The organism is Paenibacillus sp. P36, assembly GCF_045866505.1.
Lineage (GTDB): Bacteria > Bacillota > Bacilli > Paenibacillales > NBRC-103111 > Paenibacillus_E > Paenibacillus_E chondroitinus.
Map to the genome: position 1 here is coordinate 142,278 of NZ_AP038372.1, position 17,740 is coordinate 160,017.

At 46.6% G+C, this 17,740-nt stretch carries 16 protein-coding genes; all 16 read left to right on the forward strand.

Annotated elements, in window-relative coordinates; genetic code table 11:
* The first annotated feature begins 42 nt into the window (after nt 1-42).
* The 16 genes from ACKTT9_RS00630 to ACKTT9_RS00705 all read left to right on the forward strand — a co-directional run bounded on the left by ACKTT9_RS00630 (nt 43) and on the right by ACKTT9_RS00705 (nt 17,698).
* Entirely contained in the window at nt 43-456 is a 414-nt protein-coding gene (locus tag ACKTT9_RS00630) for a flagellar protein FlaG (RefSeq protein WP_407870140.1), read from the forward strand.
* Nucleotides 457-485: 29 nt separating this feature from the next.
* On the forward strand, nt 486-2,405 hold the full coding sequence (fliD, locus tag ACKTT9_RS00635) for a flagellar filament capping protein FliD (protein ID WP_407870141.1): 1,920 nt from the start codon (nt 486-488) through the stop codon (nt 2,403-2,405).
* A gap of 35 nt (nt 2,406-2,440) precedes the next feature.
* The gene (fliS, locus tag ACKTT9_RS00640) at nt 2,441-2,845 is read left to right on the forward strand and encodes a flagellar export chaperone FliS (protein ID WP_407870142.1); all 405 of its coding nucleotides are present in this window, start codon (nt 2,441-2,443) and stop codon (nt 2,843-2,845) included.
* Nucleotides 2,838-3,179 (forward strand): hypothetical protein, encoded by a 342-nt coding sequence (locus ACKTT9_RS00645; protein ID WP_407870143.1) that lies wholly within the window; start codon nt 2,838-2,840, stop codon nt 3,177-3,179. The genes fliS and ACKTT9_RS00645 overlap by 8 nt, the downstream gene beginning before the upstream one ends.
* Nucleotides 3,180-3,262: 83 nt before the next feature.
* Nucleotides 3,263-4,252, forward strand: a complete 990-nt coding sequence (locus ACKTT9_RS00650) for a hypothetical protein (protein WP_407870144.1) — start codon at nt 3,263-3,265, stop codon at nt 4,250-4,252.
* A gap of 287 nt (nt 4,253-4,539) precedes the next feature.
* Nucleotides 4,540-4,737, forward strand: coding sequence for a cold shock domain-containing protein (locus ACKTT9_RS00655; protein ID WP_028556842.1), 198 nt, complete (start codon nt 4,540-4,542; stop codon nt 4,735-4,737).
* Between the two features lie 258 nt (nt 4,738-4,995).
* On the forward strand, nt 4,996-5,550 hold the full coding sequence (gene hpf, locus ACKTT9_RS00660) for a ribosome hibernation-promoting factor, HPF/YfiA family (protein ID WP_127453305.1): 555 nt from the start codon (nt 4,996-4,998) through the stop codon (nt 5,548-5,550).
* Nucleotides 5,551-5,803: 253 nt separating this feature from the next.
* Nucleotides 5,804-8,323: a preprotein translocase subunit SecA gene (gene secA, locus ACKTT9_RS00665; RefSeq protein WP_407870145.1), complete on the forward strand. Its 2,520-nt coding sequence runs from the start codon at nt 5,804-5,806 to the stop codon at nt 8,321-8,323.
* A gap of 56 nt (nt 8,324-8,379) precedes the next feature.
* A protein-coding gene (gene prfB, locus ACKTT9_RS00670; protein ID WP_157318510.1) for a peptide chain release factor 2 occupies nt 8,380-9,499 on the forward strand; the annotation gives its coding sequence in 2 pieces (ribosomal slippage) (nt 8,380-8,451 and nt 8,453-9,499; 1,119 coding nt in all).
* 100 nt (nt 9,500-9,599) lie between these two features.
* Nucleotides 9,600-10,472 carry a YitT family protein gene (locus ACKTT9_RS00675; protein ID WP_397370699.1) on the forward strand — a complete coding sequence of 291 codons (873 nt, stop codon included), beginning with the start codon at nt 9,600-9,602 and terminating at the stop codon, nt 10,470-10,472.
* 635 nt (nt 10,473-11,107) lie between these two features.
* Nucleotides 11,108-12,157, forward strand: coding sequence for an N-acetyl-gamma-glutamyl-phosphate reductase (gene argC / locus ACKTT9_RS00680; RefSeq protein WP_157318509.1), 1,050 nt, complete (start codon nt 11,108-11,110; stop codon nt 12,155-12,157).
* A 26-nt stretch (nt 12,158-12,183) separates the two neighbouring features.
* Nucleotides 12,184-13,410: a bifunctional glutamate N-acetyltransferase/amino-acid acetyltransferase ArgJ gene (gene argJ / locus ACKTT9_RS00685; RefSeq protein WP_407870146.1), complete on the forward strand. Its 1,227-nt coding sequence runs from the start codon at nt 12,184-12,186 to the stop codon at nt 13,408-13,410.
* Between the two features lie 38 nt (nt 13,411-13,448).
* A complete protein-coding gene (argB, locus tag ACKTT9_RS00690) occupies nt 13,449-14,219 on the forward strand; it encodes an acetylglutamate kinase (protein ID WP_127453494.1) in 771 nt (256 codons plus the stop codon).
* A 21-nt stretch (nt 14,220-14,240) separates the two neighbouring features.
* Entirely contained in the window at nt 14,241-15,437 is a 1,197-nt protein-coding gene (locus ACKTT9_RS00695) for an acetylornithine transaminase (RefSeq protein WP_407870147.1), read from the forward strand.
* Nucleotides 15,438-15,465: 28 nt separating this feature from the next.
* Nucleotides 15,466-16,425, forward strand: coding sequence for an ornithine carbamoyltransferase (argF, locus tag ACKTT9_RS00700; protein ID WP_127453295.1), 960 nt, complete (start codon nt 15,466-15,468; stop codon nt 16,423-16,425).
* A gap of 34 nt (nt 16,426-16,459) precedes the next feature.
* On the forward strand, nt 16,460-17,698 hold the full coding sequence (locus tag ACKTT9_RS00705; protein WP_407870148.1) for an argininosuccinate synthase: 1,239 nt from the start codon (nt 16,460-16,462) through the stop codon (nt 17,696-17,698).
* Nucleotides 17,699-17,740 lie beyond the last annotated feature (42 nt).

Below are 17,740 nucleotides of genomic sequence, written 5' to 3' on the forward strand. Positions count from 1 at the left end.
GATATAAAAGATATATCTATATCTTCGGATGGAGGTTTTGCTATGAGCATAAATAACCCAGTCGGCGGGTTCGGAAACAACGGAGGAGAAATAAAACAAGCCCCTGAGCCAATAAAGGTACATAAAGTAGATGAGATCGGGACCAATGATGCAGCAGCATTCATTGCATCTAATATTACAAGCACGACAGAACTTAAAACTGCTGAATTACAAGGCGAAAATGTCACAATTAGTGATGCACAACTAGTAAAAGCTATTGAACATGCAATTAAAGCAATACAAGGGAGAACAACGTCTCTTGAGTTTTCAATACACCAAAAAACGAAGCTAATCTCAGTTAAAGTCTTGGACAAAGATACGGGGGAGACGATACGCGAAATTCCGCCAGAAAAGAGTCTGGATTTCGTGGCTAAGCTCTGGCAGATGGCAGGAATACTTGTGGATGAGAAGAGATAGATAAAATTTATTGAGAGGAGAGAAACGACATGGTATTAAGATTAAGTGGTTTTTCTAATTCCGGTATAGATATTGATGATACAGTTAAAAAGCTAGTTGCTGCTGCTCGGATTCCGCAGGACAAGTTGAAACAGCAAAAACAGTTACTGGAGTGGCAACGCGATGATTACCGAGCGCTAAATACAAAAATTTTAAATTTCCGCAGTGCAGCGTCGGATATGACACGTCAGGCAGCATTTCAAAGCAAGAAGTCTACATCTGCTGATGAGAGCGTAGTGTCCGTAACTTCAACGGCTACTGCTCCTGAAGGAATTTACTCCTTAAAAGTAATCAAGCTTGCTACATCAGCATCGGTCACTTCTGAAAAAACAGGACAATCATCTGAAACTGCACTACTTAAATCTATTGATGCGACATTTACAAATGCTACAACACTCTCAATTGGCGGCGAAAAAGGGTCAGCGACGATTAATGTTAAACCTACAGACACTATTGCTGGCCTAGTGGCCGCTGTTAACGCTAAAACGAGCACGACAGGTGTAACGATGAGTTACGATGCAACATTGGATAAGTTCTTCTTTGCTTCCTCATCCACGGGAAGTAAAGCAGGAATTGATCTTAAAATGGGCAGCGAGGAGAATGGACATAATCTTTTGACCTCGGTATTAAAGTTAAGTGTGGATGACGATAACAACAATACTACTCCGAGCATCCCGCTTTCAACAGATCAAGCCAATAAAGGTCAAATCTTGACGGGTACTCAAGCATTTGCGAGTGGTATCACAACACTGATTGATAAAGATCTGACAACGACTCAGAAGTTTCATATGGAAGCTAACGGGAAGACGTTAGACATGGATATTACAAAAACGACAACAGTTGGCCAGCTTATTGATCAAATCAATAGCTCTGATATTGGTAAGTCAGGTGTGTCAGCTTACTTGGATGCAAACAATAAGATTGCTTTCAATAATCCGGATCAGACAAAAGCAATCACATTTGGTGATGCAACGTCAGACACATATGATCTTCTTGATAAATTGGGTGTTAAGGCACCAGTAACAACTGGAAATCAGGATTATGCTTCATTCAGTAAAACTGGACAAAAAGCGCAGGTTGAATTCAACGGAGCTTCTGCTGAGTATGACACAAATACATTCTCTATTAGTGGTATGAACATTACAATCAAAAAGGAACAGGCTACAGCCGTTAATATTACAAATACACGCGATGTTGATAGTGTCTTTAATTCGATTAAATCGTTCGTGGATAAATATAATGATCTGATTGATACTGTGAATACTAAAACCACGGAGAAACGTAATAGAGATTATGCTCCGCTTACGGATGAACAACGTGAAGCAATGAAAGATGACCAAATTGCGACATGGGAAGCAAAAGCTAAAAGTGGTTTGTTGCGTAGTGACTCGATGTTGACAAGTGCTATGAGTGGATTTAGATCAGCTTTCTCTAGTTCTGTAGAAGGTCTCCCAGTAGGTAATGCTAAAACGCTATCTCAAATTGGTATTTCTACAGCTAATCTTAGCGGCAGTAGTATCTCGGGGAGTTATCTAGAGAATGGTAAAATTTATATCGATGAGGATAAGCTTAAGAAAGCTATTGCAGAAACGCCAGATGAAGTTATGGCTTTATTCACAGCCAATGATGGTCTTAAAGACTCAGATAAAGGCGATGGTTTGGCAAGGCGTTTGTCCGACAAAGCAGATGCTCTTTTCAAAAATATTACTGCTAAAGCTGGAGTTACAAACAGTGTAGACACTAGTTATCTAATGGGGAAATCGCTTAAAGACATGGATAAAAGAATTGATGACTTTAATGATAAACTAGATGCTCTCGAAACCCGTTACTATAACCAATTCACCGCAATGGAAAAGTATATGAACCAAATGCAGGCCCAAAGTGCACAGCTAACCCAACAGATGGGCTAATAAGGGTTCTACTTTTAAACTAGGGGGAAATAACAATGATTCAAGCCCAACGTAATAAATACTTGGAGAATACGGTTCAAACGGCAAGTCCGGCGCAGCTACTGATTATGCTATGTGATGGGGCAATCCGTTTTTGTCGTGCAGGTATAGAGGCTTTGAAAACAACCAACTATCAAGACGCTAACACCAACCTAGTCAAGGTACAGGACATTATTAGCGAGTTCTCCATTACAATTGATAGGGACGCTCCGATTGCCGATGATTTATTGAGACTTTATGAATACTTTAATTATCGTTTAATCGAGGCAAATATGAAGAAGTCAGTTGAGCCTGCAGAAGAGGTGCTTGGTTATTTAGTTCAACTGAAGGAAACCTGGTTGCAGGCAGCCAAGCAAGTTAGTGTAGGCTCTGCAACACCTGCTGGAGCACTGCATGGATAAGTTGGTCGTTGAGTTGGAACAACTGACGCAACAGGGACTCGCGGAGCTTGTAACGATGGATGCGGAACATATCTCTGAGTTTATGGAGAAGCGGGCAAACATCATGCAAGCACTTCTTAGAGCGACAGAAACAGTTACAGCGAGGGATAAAGAGGCTTTTCAGTCACGTATTCAAGCTGTAATTAGTCTGGATCCCATTTTCTTGAAGAAGTTGCAGCAGTTTAAGGATGAAGCTAGTTTGCAGTTAGCCAAGCTGGAAACAGGTAAAACTCAACGCAACGCGTATGATAACCATTATGACGGTGAAAGTTTCTTTTTTGACCGTAAGAAATAAAGATAAACAACCTTCAACGTATCGGTTGAAGGTTGTTTATTTTGAATTTAAACATAATAATTCTTTAGTGGGGTGTTGTTTGTATGATTAAAGTAGGTTACAGTGAGTCGATTAGAACATTTTCATTTAAGAATGGAACTAAGGAAGACTTCCCTTTATTTACAATTGGAAAAAATAGTTATATTAATAGTATGACTCTTCAGCACTCGGAGGGAAATGAAACAATTAACATTCACATTGGAAACTACTGCTCAATTGCATATGATATTCAGTTATTAGTAGATAGAAATCATGATTATTTATCTGTTTCAACATCCCCGCTACTAGAGGTTAATAGGAAACTTAAGAAAAAGGGTCAAATTATTATTGGTCACGACGTGTGGATTGGCAATGAAGTTACTATATTATCAGGGGTACATATTGCGCACGGTGCTGTTATCGGAACAGGAACTATTGTATCTAAAGATGTACCACCATACGCGATTGTAACAGGAAATCCGATGAAGATATTAAAATATAGATTTGATACGGAGATTATAGAGCATCTTTTGCAAATTCAGTGGTGGAATTGGAGCAAACAGAAAATTGAGGAGAATAAAGATTGGTTCGGAAAAGATATACATGAATTTGTTTCTCATTTCAAAGATAGACAAGAAAGAAATGTGCCTGAAATTGAAATGACTACTAAGAATACAAGAATTTTGTTTATACCTGACTTTGAGGATCCGTACCCAATATGGGAAAAGGTACTTATTCAGTATCTTACAACGTTTTCTACAAATGATGATGTAACCTTGGTTTTGAGGATTGAGCAAGAAAATAATTTTCAGGAAAACGTAGAAAAGGTAATTAAAGTGATTTCAGGTTTCGATGTGGAGCAGCCAGATATTCTTGTCGTCAATGATGTTCTTAATGATAAAAAAAGCCTTTTTAAGAATTTGAATTATTTTATAACAACTAGAAATTCGAGCATGATGGAGCTTGTGGATATTGCGGTATTAAATAATGTTTCAGTACTTTCTGGTGTAGATATTCCGATATTTCATAAATCTATGTGCACAAGCACACCGTAACGTAACCAACGTATCCATATCTATTATAAGCACACCTGTGGATAATGTGCACAAACCTGTGCATAACTCTGTGAATAAAGTGGATAAACCCGCGCCACGACAATATTCTACAAATTTTGCAGTTATCCACGGTTTGTATATACCCGAATTTTCAAAAAATTTACTTGATTGGCAAGTTTCAAATTGACAGGTCAAGCAGACGGGTGTTATAGTCAAAAAGTAAGGGCTTACATTATTCATTTGCTTATGATTATTACATTTTTTAAAACGAAGGGAATGTGTACGTTATGCAAGGTAAAGTGAAATGGTTCAACGCAGAGAAAGGCTATGGTTTCATCGAGCGTGAAGATGGTGGAGATGTATTCGTGCATTTCTCAGCTATTCAATCCGAAGGATTCAAAACGCTGGACGAAGGTCAAGCAGTAGAGTTTGACATTGTAGAAGGCGCACGCGGTCCGCAAGCAGCTAACGTTAGCAGACTATAATCATCCGGCACGATCGGTGCCGCTAGTATACACCTACGAACATGCACACCTTGGGAGTCATCCCGGGGTGTTTTTTTGCGTAGATTAGAATGTATAAGTTTTATACTTTGGCTTCGCATCTACCTTGACAAATGTGCTCGTCCTAAAGGACGACGAGGTCGGCTATCCTTGGTATACATATTATGGTCGGAATTTAAAGGAATTATGAAGATGGGGTGGAATGTAGTATACTGTAAGTAGGAAGGGAGATGTTTAACTATGATGATTAGCATTCGCGGAGAACACCTTGAAGTAACTGAGGCCCTCAGGGACTATGTCGAGAAAAAATTAAACAGACTAGATAGGTATTTTGAAGCTCCCCTTACATCCGATGTACAAGTAAAGCTAAGTGTGGTCAAAGATTTACAAACCATCGAGGTCGCCATTCCTTTAACTGGCGTGCTGCTTAGAGCAGAGGAACGCAACTCTGATATGTATGCTTCGATTGATTTGGTTGTGGACAAGTTAGAGCGCCAAATTCGCAAGCATAAAACTAGAACCAACCGCAAAATACGCGAAGAAGGCGGCAAGCGTGATTTGTTTAAAATGGAAACATCACCTGTCACTTTCGTGGAAGAGGAAGAAGACTTTGAATTGGTCCGCAACAAACGCTTCGATTTGAAGCCGATGGATGTGGAGGAAGCGATTTTGCAAATGAATTTGGTGGGTCACAGTTTCTTTGTTTTCTCTAATATGGACACAGATTCTGTAAACGTAGTTTATAAACGTAATGATGGCAAGTACGGATTGATTGAACCGGCTATTTACAAATAAAATAAATACTTACAAAGAGCTTGATTCGATTCGGTCGAATTGGGCTCTTTTCTATTGATACAGCATTGTAGATACGTTTATTTTGCATGCATGCATTTTCGATAACGATTCAATACTATAGAAATAAGCTAAAACGTGAAACTTTTGAAGGCCATAGGCAGTTTATATGAATGTAGGCCGAGGGTTTGTTGCGGCAGGGCAGTCAAAGGTGGTACAATTTAAGGATACGAATGCAATAGAAAGGGGTTCACCGATGCTAGGACTAGTGAAGAAGATTTTTGGTGATTCCAATGAACGGGAAGTTAAACGGATGTTGAAAGCCGTTGATTATATCAACGAGCTTGAAGCAGGCATTGAGCCATTATCTGATGCAGAGTTAAGAGGCAAGACTGTGGAGTTCCGTAATCGCTTGGAAAAGGGCGAGGAATTGGATGACTTGCTTCCTGAAGCTTTTGCCGTAGTCAGAGAGGCAGCCAAACGTGTATTGGGTAAACGTCATTACGACGTTCAACTTATTGGGGGTATGGTGCTGCACGAAGGCCGTATCGCCGAGATGAGAACAGGGGAAGGGAAAACGTTAGTTGGAACGCTTCCTGTTTATTTGAATGCCTTGCTGGGTAAAGGCGTGCACGTGGTAACGGTCAATGACTATTTGGCACAACGTGATAGCGGCGAAATGGGCCAGATTTATGAATTCCTTGGTCTGACGGTCGGGGTCAATCTGCATGAACTTTCCCATGAGGAAAAGCAAGCAGCTTATGCCTGCGATATTACGTATGGAACGAACAATGAATACGGGTTCGACTACCTGAGAGATAACATGGTGCTTTACAAAGAGCAGATGGTACAGCGTCCGCTTTATTACGCGGTTATCGATGAAGTTGACTCCATTCTGGTCGATGAAGCTAGAACGCCTCTTATTATTTCGGGACAAGCTGCCAAATCAACGGATTTGTATTATTCGGCGGACCGTTTTGTGTCCAATTTGAAAATAGAAGAGGATTACACGATCGATATTAAAGTGCGTTCCGTAGCTCTTACGGAAGAAGGGGTTGCGAAAGCAGAGCGCGCATTCGGCATTGAGAACTTATTTGATCATCAGAATGTGAACATTAACCACCATGTGACTCAAGCCCTTAAAGCGCGTTTCATCATGAGACGTGACGTGGACTACGTCGTACAAGACGACGAGGTTATGATTGTTGATGAATTTACTGGCCGTATTATGACAGGCCGTCGTTATAGTGATGGGCTGCACCAAGCCATTGAGGCCAAAGAGCAGCTGCAAGTTCAGAATGAGAGCATGACGCTGGCGACGATTACGTTCCAGAACTATTTCCGGATGTACCGCAAGCTTGCGGGTATGACCGGTACGGCGAAGACGGAAGAAGAAGAGCTCAAGAAAATTTATGGGCTTGAAGTTATCATTGTTCCAACGAACCGTCCGATGATTCGTAAAGATATGCCGGATGTCGTGTACAAGTCGGAAAATGGTAAGTTCAGAGCGGTTGTTGAGCAAATTGTGGAGAAACACAAGCTGAATCAACCGGTTCTTGTTGGTACGGTTTCGATTGAGAACTCTGAAAGACTTTCTGAGATGCTCAAAAAGAAAGGCGTACAGCACAAAGTCCTCAACGCCAAATACCATGCGGAAGAAGCTGAAATCGTATCACGTGCAGGTCAACCGGGATCAGTGACGATTGCTACGAATATGGCGGGCCGCGGTACGGACATTATGCTTGGTCAAGGCGTACATGATATCGGTGGACTGCATATTATAGGTACGGAACGTCATGAAAGCAGACGAATCGATAACCAGCTGCGCGGTCGTGCAGGCCGTCAAGGTGACCCTGGTTCTTCGCAGTTCTACCTCTCTCTAGAGGATGAATTGATGAAACGTTTTGGCGCTGAAAATATTATGGCCATGATGGACCGTCTGGGAATGGAAGAAGACCAGCCGATCGAGAGCAAGTTGATCTCGCGTGCCGTTGAATCCGCACAAAAACGCGTGGAAGGAAACAACTTTGACGTTCGTAAAGTAGTCCTTCAGTATGACGATGTGATGAACCAACAACGTGAAATTATTTATAAACAGCGCCGCGAACTGCTGGAATCTGAAAATATCCGCGAAGTTATCGAGGGTATGATTAACGCAGTGATCGAGCGCGTCGTGAAAGCTCACTGTCCGGAGGAGCAAATTCCGGAGGAGTGGGAGCTTACAGAGGTCGCGAATTTCGTGAACAACAACTTCCTACAGGAAGATGCGCATATTAGCGATCAAACGATTTGGGGCAAAGAGCAAGAAGAGATCATTGATCTGATCAAAGAACTTGTAAGCAAACGTTATGACGAGCGTGAAGAAGAGATCGGACCTGAATTCATGCGTGAATTCGAGAAGGTTGTTGCGCTTCGTGCAGTAGACAGCAAATGGATGGATCATATTGATGCGATGGATCAACTGCGTCAAGGTATCCACTTACGTGCATACGGCGGTACTGATCCACTTCGTGAGTATCAGTTCGAAGGTTTCGAGATGTTCCAAGAGATGATTGATAACATTCGTGAAGAAGTTGCGATGTATATCATGAAAGCTCATGTTCAAAGCAACCTGGAGCGTCAAGCCGTAGCCGAAGGGCAAGCGGTGGATACGAAGAACGAAGCTGGCGGCAAGAAGCCGGTCGTACGCGATGAGGAGCAGCGCATCGGACGTAATGATCCATGTCCATGCGGCAGCGGCAAGAAGTTCAAACAGTGCCACGGACAAGGCAGCTAAGCGAAGCTGACGCGATCCGGTTAGCAAAGGCACAAGAGAATAAAGAGGTGTAAGACATGCTGGAACCAGAAGTGAAACAGGATTTAAGAGAAACAGCAAAGCGACTAACCGAATTACGGGGGTCTCTTTGACTTAGATCATAAGCTGGAAGCGATCGGCGATTTTGAGGAAAAAATGGGGGCACCGGACTTCTGGGACGATAACGAACGCGCCCAGAAGACCATCTCCGAGCTCAACGCGATCAAAAGCGTTGTGGATCAGTTTCAAGGCTTCACGAACGAGTTTGACGACCTGCAGGTCATGGTCGAGCTCGAGGAAGAGGAAAGCGATGCTGGCCTGGTGGCTGACATTGAGAAAGGCATCGCGGCCTTAAAGACCAAGCTCGAAAGTTTCGAGCTTGGCCTGTTACTGAATCAGCCGTATGACAGGCTGAATGCGATTTTAGAGCTGCATCCGGGGGCCGGCGGCACGGAGTCGCAGGACTGGGCGGAGATGCTGCTGCGCATGTACCGCCGCTGGGCGGAGAAGCAGGGCTATAAAGTCGAGGTGCTCGACTATTTGCCCGGCGACGAAGCCGGCGTGAAGAGTGTCACGCTTCAGATCACGGGCTTCAACGCCTACGGCTACTTGAAGGCGGAGAAGGGCGTGCACCGGCTCGTGCGGATTTCGCCGTTTGATGCCTCAGGCAGACGCCACACGTCTTTCGTGTCGTGCGACATCATGCCGGAGATCGAGGACGATACGGAGGTTGAGATCCGCACGGAGGATCTCAAAATCGATACGTATCGGGCGAGCGGCGCCGGCGGTCAGCATATCAACACCACGGATTCGGCTGTGCGGATTACGCACATTCCGACTGGGGTCGTGGTGAGCTGTCAGCAGGAGCGTTCGCAGATCAAGAACCGCGAGAAAGCAATGAAAATGCTGCGTTCCAAGCTGTATGAGAAGAAAATCGAAGCGCAAATGAAGCATTTGGCTGAAATTCGCGGCGAACAGTCCGAAATTGGCTGGGGAAGCCAAATTCGTTCTTATGTTTTTCATCCGTACAGCATGGTGAAAGATCACAGGACATCGGCTGAGACCGGGAACGTCGGCGCTGTCATGGACGGGGATCTGGATATGTTCATTGACGCCTACCTGCGTCATCAGATTCGCAAGCCGGACAACGCGGAATAGTTGATGTTTTGCCCTTGGTGGCAGAGTGAAACGAATAACAGAAGCAATTGACGATCATCCTACACCTAACAGGTGTAGGATTTTTTGTGAGAGGAGGCCTATCGTGGCCAGAAGAGAACCACTGATACGGATAGGAAGTCCTGCACATACCGTATTTGAATATTCCTTGCTAGTTATAGGCTCGTTGGTCATGGCAGCAAGCTTTAACTGCTTTTTGAACCCGAACCAAATTGCGACCGGCGGGGTTTCGGGCATTTCGACCATCATTCAGCACCTTTCAGGTTTGAATCCCGCTATTACCCAATGGGCGCTGAACATTCCGATTTTCCTTTTAGCTTTATGGTTGCTGGGAGGGCACTTCGGTGTGAAGGCGGCGGTTGGTTCGGTCATATTTCCGCTATGCGTCCTGGTGACCAGCCATATAGGCGTGCCGACGCACAATCCTTTGCTCGCTGCCGTTTATGGTGGAATTGGTGTTGGGCTAGGACTAGGGATTGTTTTCCGCGGACGTGGATCGACAGGCGGGCTTGGGTTGGCCGCGCAAATTTTACATAAGTACACTGGATTAAGTTTAGGCTTCTCTGTTGCGGTATTTGACGGCCTGGTGATCATCTCGTCAGCGCTGGTGTTCACGCCGGAGAATGCGCTGTACGGAATGATCGGCTTATTCGTGACGACCAAAACGATTGATATCGTGCAGGTCGGCTTCAACTACGCAAAAGTAGCTTTCATTATTTCTGACCATTCGGATGCGATTCGCAAAGCTATTTTGTTTGATTTGGATCGCGGGTTGACCGAGCTTAACGGGTCCGGCGGTTTTACCGGGGAATCCCGGAATGTGATGATGGTCGTCGTGAAGCAGAACGAGGTCAGTCGGTTGAAAACGCTGGTCCAGTCGGTGGACCCTCAGGCGTTTGTCATTTTGAGCGAAACGAATGAGGTGCTGGGTGAGGGCTTTAAGCGGCATGCTTAGAAGCTTGGCGGCTGCCAAATGGGAGGAAGACGTGCTTAGGCACGTCTTTTTTGCATGAATGGACTACGGCGCATGGATATCGATAAGGCAACTTGGTTGTATTTTGTGCAACATGGCAACGACTTCTGGATAAAGCCGGGTCCTATCTTGTATAAAGTGCAATCATTTCGGTTAAAAAGCACTGTAATCAGCCACTTTTAGCTAAAATGGTTGCACAAAGTACAATGAGGGGGAAGACTAGGCCTCAAATGTAGCGATAATGATGTATAAAGTACAACATAGAATAATCCCTAATCACTGATGCAATGACCGAGAATATCCTTACACAGCTTCAACATTCTCCCTAAAAGAGTCACAGACCGCCATAAAAAAATGTTGCTTGTCCATCAATTTATTTGGGATAATATAACTGTTCGTGATTGAACAAAACGTCTATGCATATTATGAATTTTTTTCATTCAAACGAGTACGTGAATCGCATCGCCAGATTTTTGTTGAAAAAGCGGGGAAACCCTTGATTCATATCGGATCCAAACGGATGAAAACGGAGAAAACTGGTGAAAAAAATTCATTGAATTATTATGTATATGACTGTATAATCATACATATATTTTCGGAGTAACGGGGGAATTCATATGAGTCATATCGTTAGAGCGGCTATTATTGGGGCTACAGGGTACGGTGGCGCGGAGGTTATTCGTCTTTTACAGGCGCATCCTCTTGTGAAAATCACTTCGGTCATCTCGACCTCGAATGCGGGAGCTCCGCTTGCTGATCATTTTCCACATTTGCAGGAAGTGGTTGTAGATATTTTGGATCAACTCGATGTTGATCTTATTGCTAGTAAATCCGATGTCGTGTTCCTGGCAACACCAGCGGGCGTAAGCGCAGAGCTTTCACCGAAACTTTTGGCTGCCGGCCTGAAGGTTATTGATATTTCCGGGGATTTGAGATTGAAATCAAGCAGCGATTATGAAAAATGGTACAAAAAGAAGCCGGCTTCCGAGGACATGTTGGCGAAGTCGATCTATGCATTGTCTGAAGTATTCGGGGACGAAGTCAAAGGCAGCGATCTGATCGCCAATCCTGGCTGTTATCCGACAGCAACGCTTCTGGGGTTAATCCCTGCAGTAAAAGCGGGTTGGATTGATCCGTCTACGATCATCATTGATGCCAAATCAGGCGTATCCGGCGCAGGGCGCGGCGTTAATCTGGGCGTGCACTACGCGGAAGTCAATGAGAATTTGAATGTGTATAAAGTGAATAAACACCAGCATATTCCGGAAATTGAGCAAGCGCTCAGCCGTGTAGCGGGTAAGCCGGTGGTGACGACATTTACGACACACCTTGTGCCAATGACGCGTGGAATTATGTCCACGATGTACGCAACCGTCAATGGTGAGCATACGGCTGCTGATTTTATTGAACTCTATCGTCAATTCTATGAGGGCCGGAAGTTTGTGCGGATTCGTCAAGAAGGCAAGTTCCCTTCCACGAAGGAAGTATACGGTTCTAATTATTGTGATATTGGTTTTTCCGTGGATGAGCGGACGGGTCGCGTGACGATTGTTTCTGTTATTGATAATGTCGTGAAAGGCGCTGCCGGGCAGGCCATTCAAAACTTGAACTTGATGTACGGTTGGGAAGAAACGACCGGATTGCTTTTCGCACCAGTATATCCATAAGAAGCGGAACATGTGAGGAGACGAGGATGTTGGATACAGTTAGTTTCACGGTGGTGCCTGAGGGCACAGTAACGACACCGAAAGGCTTTCGTGCAGGCGGCCTGCACTGTGGATTAAAGAAGACGGAGCGCTTTGACCTAGGCGCAATTGTATGTGATGTGCCGGCGGCAGCGGCAGGCGTGTACACGCTGAACGCGTTTCAAGCGGCACCGCTGCGCGTGACGCAAGAAAGCATTGCCCAAGGCGGCAAGCTGCAGGCCATGATCGTGAACAGCGGCAACGCCAACGCGTGCACCGGCCAGCAAGGCGAAGACGACGCATATGCGATGCGTGCAGCCAGCGCGAAGGCGCTAGGCGTAGATGAGCATCAAGTCGGCGTGACGAGCACGGGCGTAATCGGCGAGCTTCTGCCGATGGGCAAAGTGCTGGCAGGCATCGAGCAGCTGCCGCAGCGCATTAAGCTAGACGGAGGCGAAGACTTCTGCCAGGCGATCCTGACAACGGATCTTGTGCAGAAGATGACGTGTGTCCGTCTTGTTGTTGGCGGCAAAGAGGTTCACATTGCCGGTGCAGCCAAAGGTTCGGGGATGATTCACCCGAACATGGCGACGATGCTCGGTTTCATGACAACCGACGCACCGATCGAAAGCGAATACCTGCAGCAGCTGCTTAGCAGGATCACAGATAACACCTTCAACATGATTACTGTTGACGGCGATACATCCACCAACGACATGGTCGTGGTGATGGCTAGCGGTTTGGCTGGCGGCGAGACACTGACTCCGGAGCATCCGGATTGGGAAGCATTCGCAGCAGGTTTCCAATATGTTGGCGAGTATTTGGCCAAAGCGATTGCACGCGACGGCGAGGGCGCAACGAAGCTGATTGAGACGACGGTTATCGGCGCGGAAAGCGACGAAGCAGCTCGCAAGATCGTGAAGTCGATCATCGGATCGAGCCTCGTGAAGTCCGCTGTGTACGGCGCTGACGCGAACTGGGGCCGAATTATTGCGGCTGTAGGCTACTCGGGACAACCGGTGAATGTGAACACAGTCGATATTCGCTTGGGCGATATCGCAGTGCTGGAACAATCGCGTCCGGTGAAGTTTGATGAGGAAGCGGCGCTGGCATATTTGAAAACAGATACCATTCAAATTCATGTGAATTTACATATGGGCACTGGCAAGGCAACGGGCTGGGGCTGCGATTTGACATATGATTACGTGCGCATTAACGCGGCTTACCGCACATAAGAAGGGGACCGAACGCAGTGAAGAACAATTGCTTTGTGATGAAATGCGGAGGCAGCACGCTTGCGGCGCTGCCTGCCAGCTTTTTTGAAGATATGCGTCAACTTCAGGAGGAAGGCATCGTAACGGTTATCGTTCACGGCGGCGGCCCTGCCATTTCGGAAACGCTTGGGAAGCTGGGCATCGAGTCCGGTTTCGTGAACGGCTTGCGAGTGACGAACGAAGCGGTGCTCGATGTTGTAGAGATGGTTCTTTCCGGCCAGATCAACAAAGAGATCGTACGCCGTATTCAATTGACAGGCGCAGCAGCGCTAGGTTTGTCCGGTGTGGATGGACATTTAATTGAAGCTAAGCCGGTGGCGAACAGCCACGAGGTCGGTTTAGTCGGCGATGTGACGAAGGTGAACGCGGAGCTGATCCAAGGCATCGTGAACATGGGCTACATTCCGGTTATTGCGCCGGTTGGGCTTGGTGAAGATGGCGGACAGCGTTACAATATTAATGCGGATACGGCAGCTGGCGCGGTGGCCTCCCACCTTGGCGTGGAACAAATGGTTGTCGTGACCGACGTACCTGGCATCATGAAGACCGTAGACGGTGAGAAACAGGTGCTGCCGGTTGTGAGTGTTGCTGAGATCGAAGAAATGATTGCAAGTGGTGACATTTACGGCGGTATGATTCCGAAAGTTCGCGCAGCGATTGCTTGCATTCAAGGCAAGGTGCAGGAAGTTGTGATTGTGAATGGAGCGGAGCCGAATGTGCTTAGCAAAGTGCTGAAGGGCACGGGAATCGGTACAAGAATTGTACGATAACACTATAAGGAGGGAATGTACATGAGTGAAACGGGTAAAAGCTCGCTCTTTCCAACGTACGCCAGATATCCAATTACGCTGGTGAAAGGGGAGGGCAGCCGACTATGGGACGATACAGGCAAGGAGTACATCGATTTGATGAGCGGAATTGCGGTAGCGAACCTCGGGCACGCGCCTAAAGAAGTGAAGGAACAGCTTGTTCAACAGCTTGATCAGCTATGGCATGTCAGCAATCTTTTCCATATTCCGAACCAGGAAAAATTAGCTTCTTTACTTACCGATAACAGTTGTGCGGATGCTGTATTTTTCTGTTCCACAGGAGCAGAAGCGAATGAGGCTGCAATCAAGCTGGCGCGTCGCTACAACCAAAAGGTGCTGAACAACGGTCGGTACGAGATTATTACGTTCAACATGTCGTTCCACGGACGGACATTGGCGACATTGACCGCTACAGGTCAAGACAAAGTGAAAGAAGGCTTTCATCCGCTTCCTGAAGGCTTCGTGTATGCGCCTTATAACGATATCGAGGCTGTGCGTAGTCTTGTGAATGACAAAACATGCGCGATCATGCTGGAGATGGTACAAGGGGAAGGCGGCGTATTGCCGGCTGATCCGGAATTCGTGAAACAATTGGCAGAGCTGTGCAAACAGGAAGGCCTGCTTTTGATAGCGGATGAAATCCAAACGGGCGTAGGGCGTACGGGCAAGCTTTTTGCCTACGAACACTATGGTGTTGAACCTGACATTTTCACATTGGCCAAAGGACTGGGCGGCGGATTCCCGATTGGGGCTATGCTGGGGAAAGCTTTCCTTGCTGAAGGTTTTAGCGCTGGCAGTCATGGTTCGACATTTGGCGGAACGCCGATTGCGACGGCTGCAGGCTTTGCGGCTGTGGATACGATTCTTGCCCAAAAGCTGCCGGAACGCGCAGCAGAGTTAGGGGAGTACACGATCAAGAAGCTGGAAAGCAAGCTTGCCGGCAATCCGCTAATCGCGAAAATTCGCGGTATCGGGCTTTTGATCGGGATTGAGTGCACGCAACCTTCAGGTGAAATTATTAGTGAAATTCATAAAAAAGGCGTGCTCGTTATTCCAGCTGGGCCTAACGTTATTCGTTTAGTGCCGGCCTTAAATATACCGCAAGAAGATTTGGATCAAGGGCTGGATGTGCTGTGCGCGGTCCTTGCAGAGAAGGCATCTACGATCAGCAGCATCTAGGGAAGTAACAGGAGAGAGGTTGAATGAAATGAATATTACCTTACAAGAAGAAATGGCTGCCCAATTGAAGGGCAAAGATTTCCTTGCTTTGGCTGACTATACACCGGAAGAAATCGAATACTTAATTCACTACGGGATCGAGCTTAAGCGTAAGCAAAAGGCTAGAGAGCCTCATGCTGTGCTTGCCGGCAAGACACTCGGGATGATCTTCGAGAAATCCTCAACGCGTACGCGTGTTTCCTTTGAAGTGGGGATGTACCAACTGGGAGGTCAGGCTTTATTTTTGAGCAAAAACGACCTGCAGCTTGGACGCGGTGAAACGGTTTGGGATACGGCACAAACGCTGTCCCGTTACCTTGATGGCATTATGATTCGTACGTATGAACACCGTAAGGTGATCGATCTTGCACGCGGAGCGACGGTTCCCGTTATTAACGGCCTGACGGATTATGCGCATCCTTGCCAAGTGATGGCCGATTATCAGACTGTTCTGGAGAAAAAGGGTCGTCTCAAAGGCATTAAAGTAGCTTACATCGGGGACGGCAACAACATGGTGCATTCCTTAATGGTAGGTGCGAGCAAATTGGGGATGGACTTCGCGATTGCTTCTCCTGAGGGCTATGATCCTGACCAGGAAGTCATTCAGAATTCCAAGGAAAATGCTGCGCATTACGGCGGCAGCGTACTTCTGACACGCGATCCTCGCGAAGCGATTGAAAATGCGGACATCGTCTACACGGATGTATGGGCGAGCATGGGCTTCGAGGCTGAGCAGCAGGAGCGGGAGATTGCTTTTAAAAACTACCAAATCAACGAAGATCTAGTGAAGTACGCCAAATCGGATTACTTGTTCATGCACTGCCTGCCTGCACACCGCGGGGAAGAAGTGAGCGAGGGCGTCATCGACGGCGCGCATTCCATTATTTTCGACCAAGCAGAGAATCGTCTTCATGCGCAAAAGGCTATTATGGCCGCGACCATGATATAATAAATAGATAGAGGAAACGGAGAGATTAGTAGACATGGCTAAGGAAAAAATCGTGCTCGCCTATTCCGGCGGGTTGGATACTTCGGTAATTTTGAAATGGCTTAAAGAGACTTACGACGCTGAAATCATTGCGTTTACGGCAGATATCGGGCAAAAGGACGAGCTCGATGGTCTAGAGGAAAAAGCGCTCGCAACCGGCGCCTCCAAAATCTACATCGACGATCTGCGCGACGAGTTCGCGAAGGACTTCATCAACCCGATGTTCCAAGCGGCTGCGCTTTATGAAGGCCAATACCTGCTCGGCACGAGTATTGCGCGTCCTTTGATCGCGAAGCGCATGGTAGAAATCGCACGCGCAGAAGGCGCAACAGCGATTGCACACGGTGCAACCGGCAAAGGAAACGACCAAGTGCGTTTCGAACTGACAGCTGCAGCGCTTGCTCCTGAGATTTCGGTGATCGCGCCTTGGCGTTTGGAAGAATTCCGCGAGCAGTTCCCGGGCCGCGCTGAAATGATTGCGTATGCCGAGAAACACGGCATTCCGGTAACGGCATCCGCTGCGAAGCCGTATTCGACAGACCGCAACTTGCTGCACATCTCTTTCGAGAGTGGCATGCTGGAGGATCCTTGGTTTGATCCATCCGCTACATCCAACAAAGATATGTTCGTGCTGAGTGTTGACCCTGAGGATGCGCCGGATCAAGCGGAATACATTGAGCTTGAGTTCGAAAAAGGCGACTGCGTAGCAGTTAACGGTGCGAAATTGACGCCGCTTCAAGTGATGGAAACATTGAATGAAATCGGCGGCAAGCATGGTATCGGCCGTGTAGATATGGTAGAAAACCGCTTCGTCGGCATGAAAAGCCGCGGCGTGTACGAAACTCCAGGCGGTACGATCCTGTTCACGGCTCACCGCAAAATGGAATCCTTGACCATGGACCGCGATGTTATGCACCTTCGTGACTCCCTGATCTCCAAATATGCCAGCCTTGTATACAACGGCTTCTGGTTCGCTCCTGAGCGTTTGGCGATTCAAGCGCTTGTTACAGAAAGCCAAAAGAACGTATCCGGTACAGTTCGTTTGAAATTGTACAAAGGCAACGTTATCGGAGCTGGCGTGAAAAGTCCGGTATCCTTGTACAATCCGGATATTGCGACGATGGAAGCTGATCCGACGAAAGCTTACGATCAAGGCGATGCGACTGGCTTCATTCACTTGAACGCCCTTCGTTTGAAAGTATCTTCGGGTGTTGAGCAAAACGCTAAGAAGTAAGTTAACATAGGCTATGAAACCGGGCTTTCCCTCGTGGAAAGC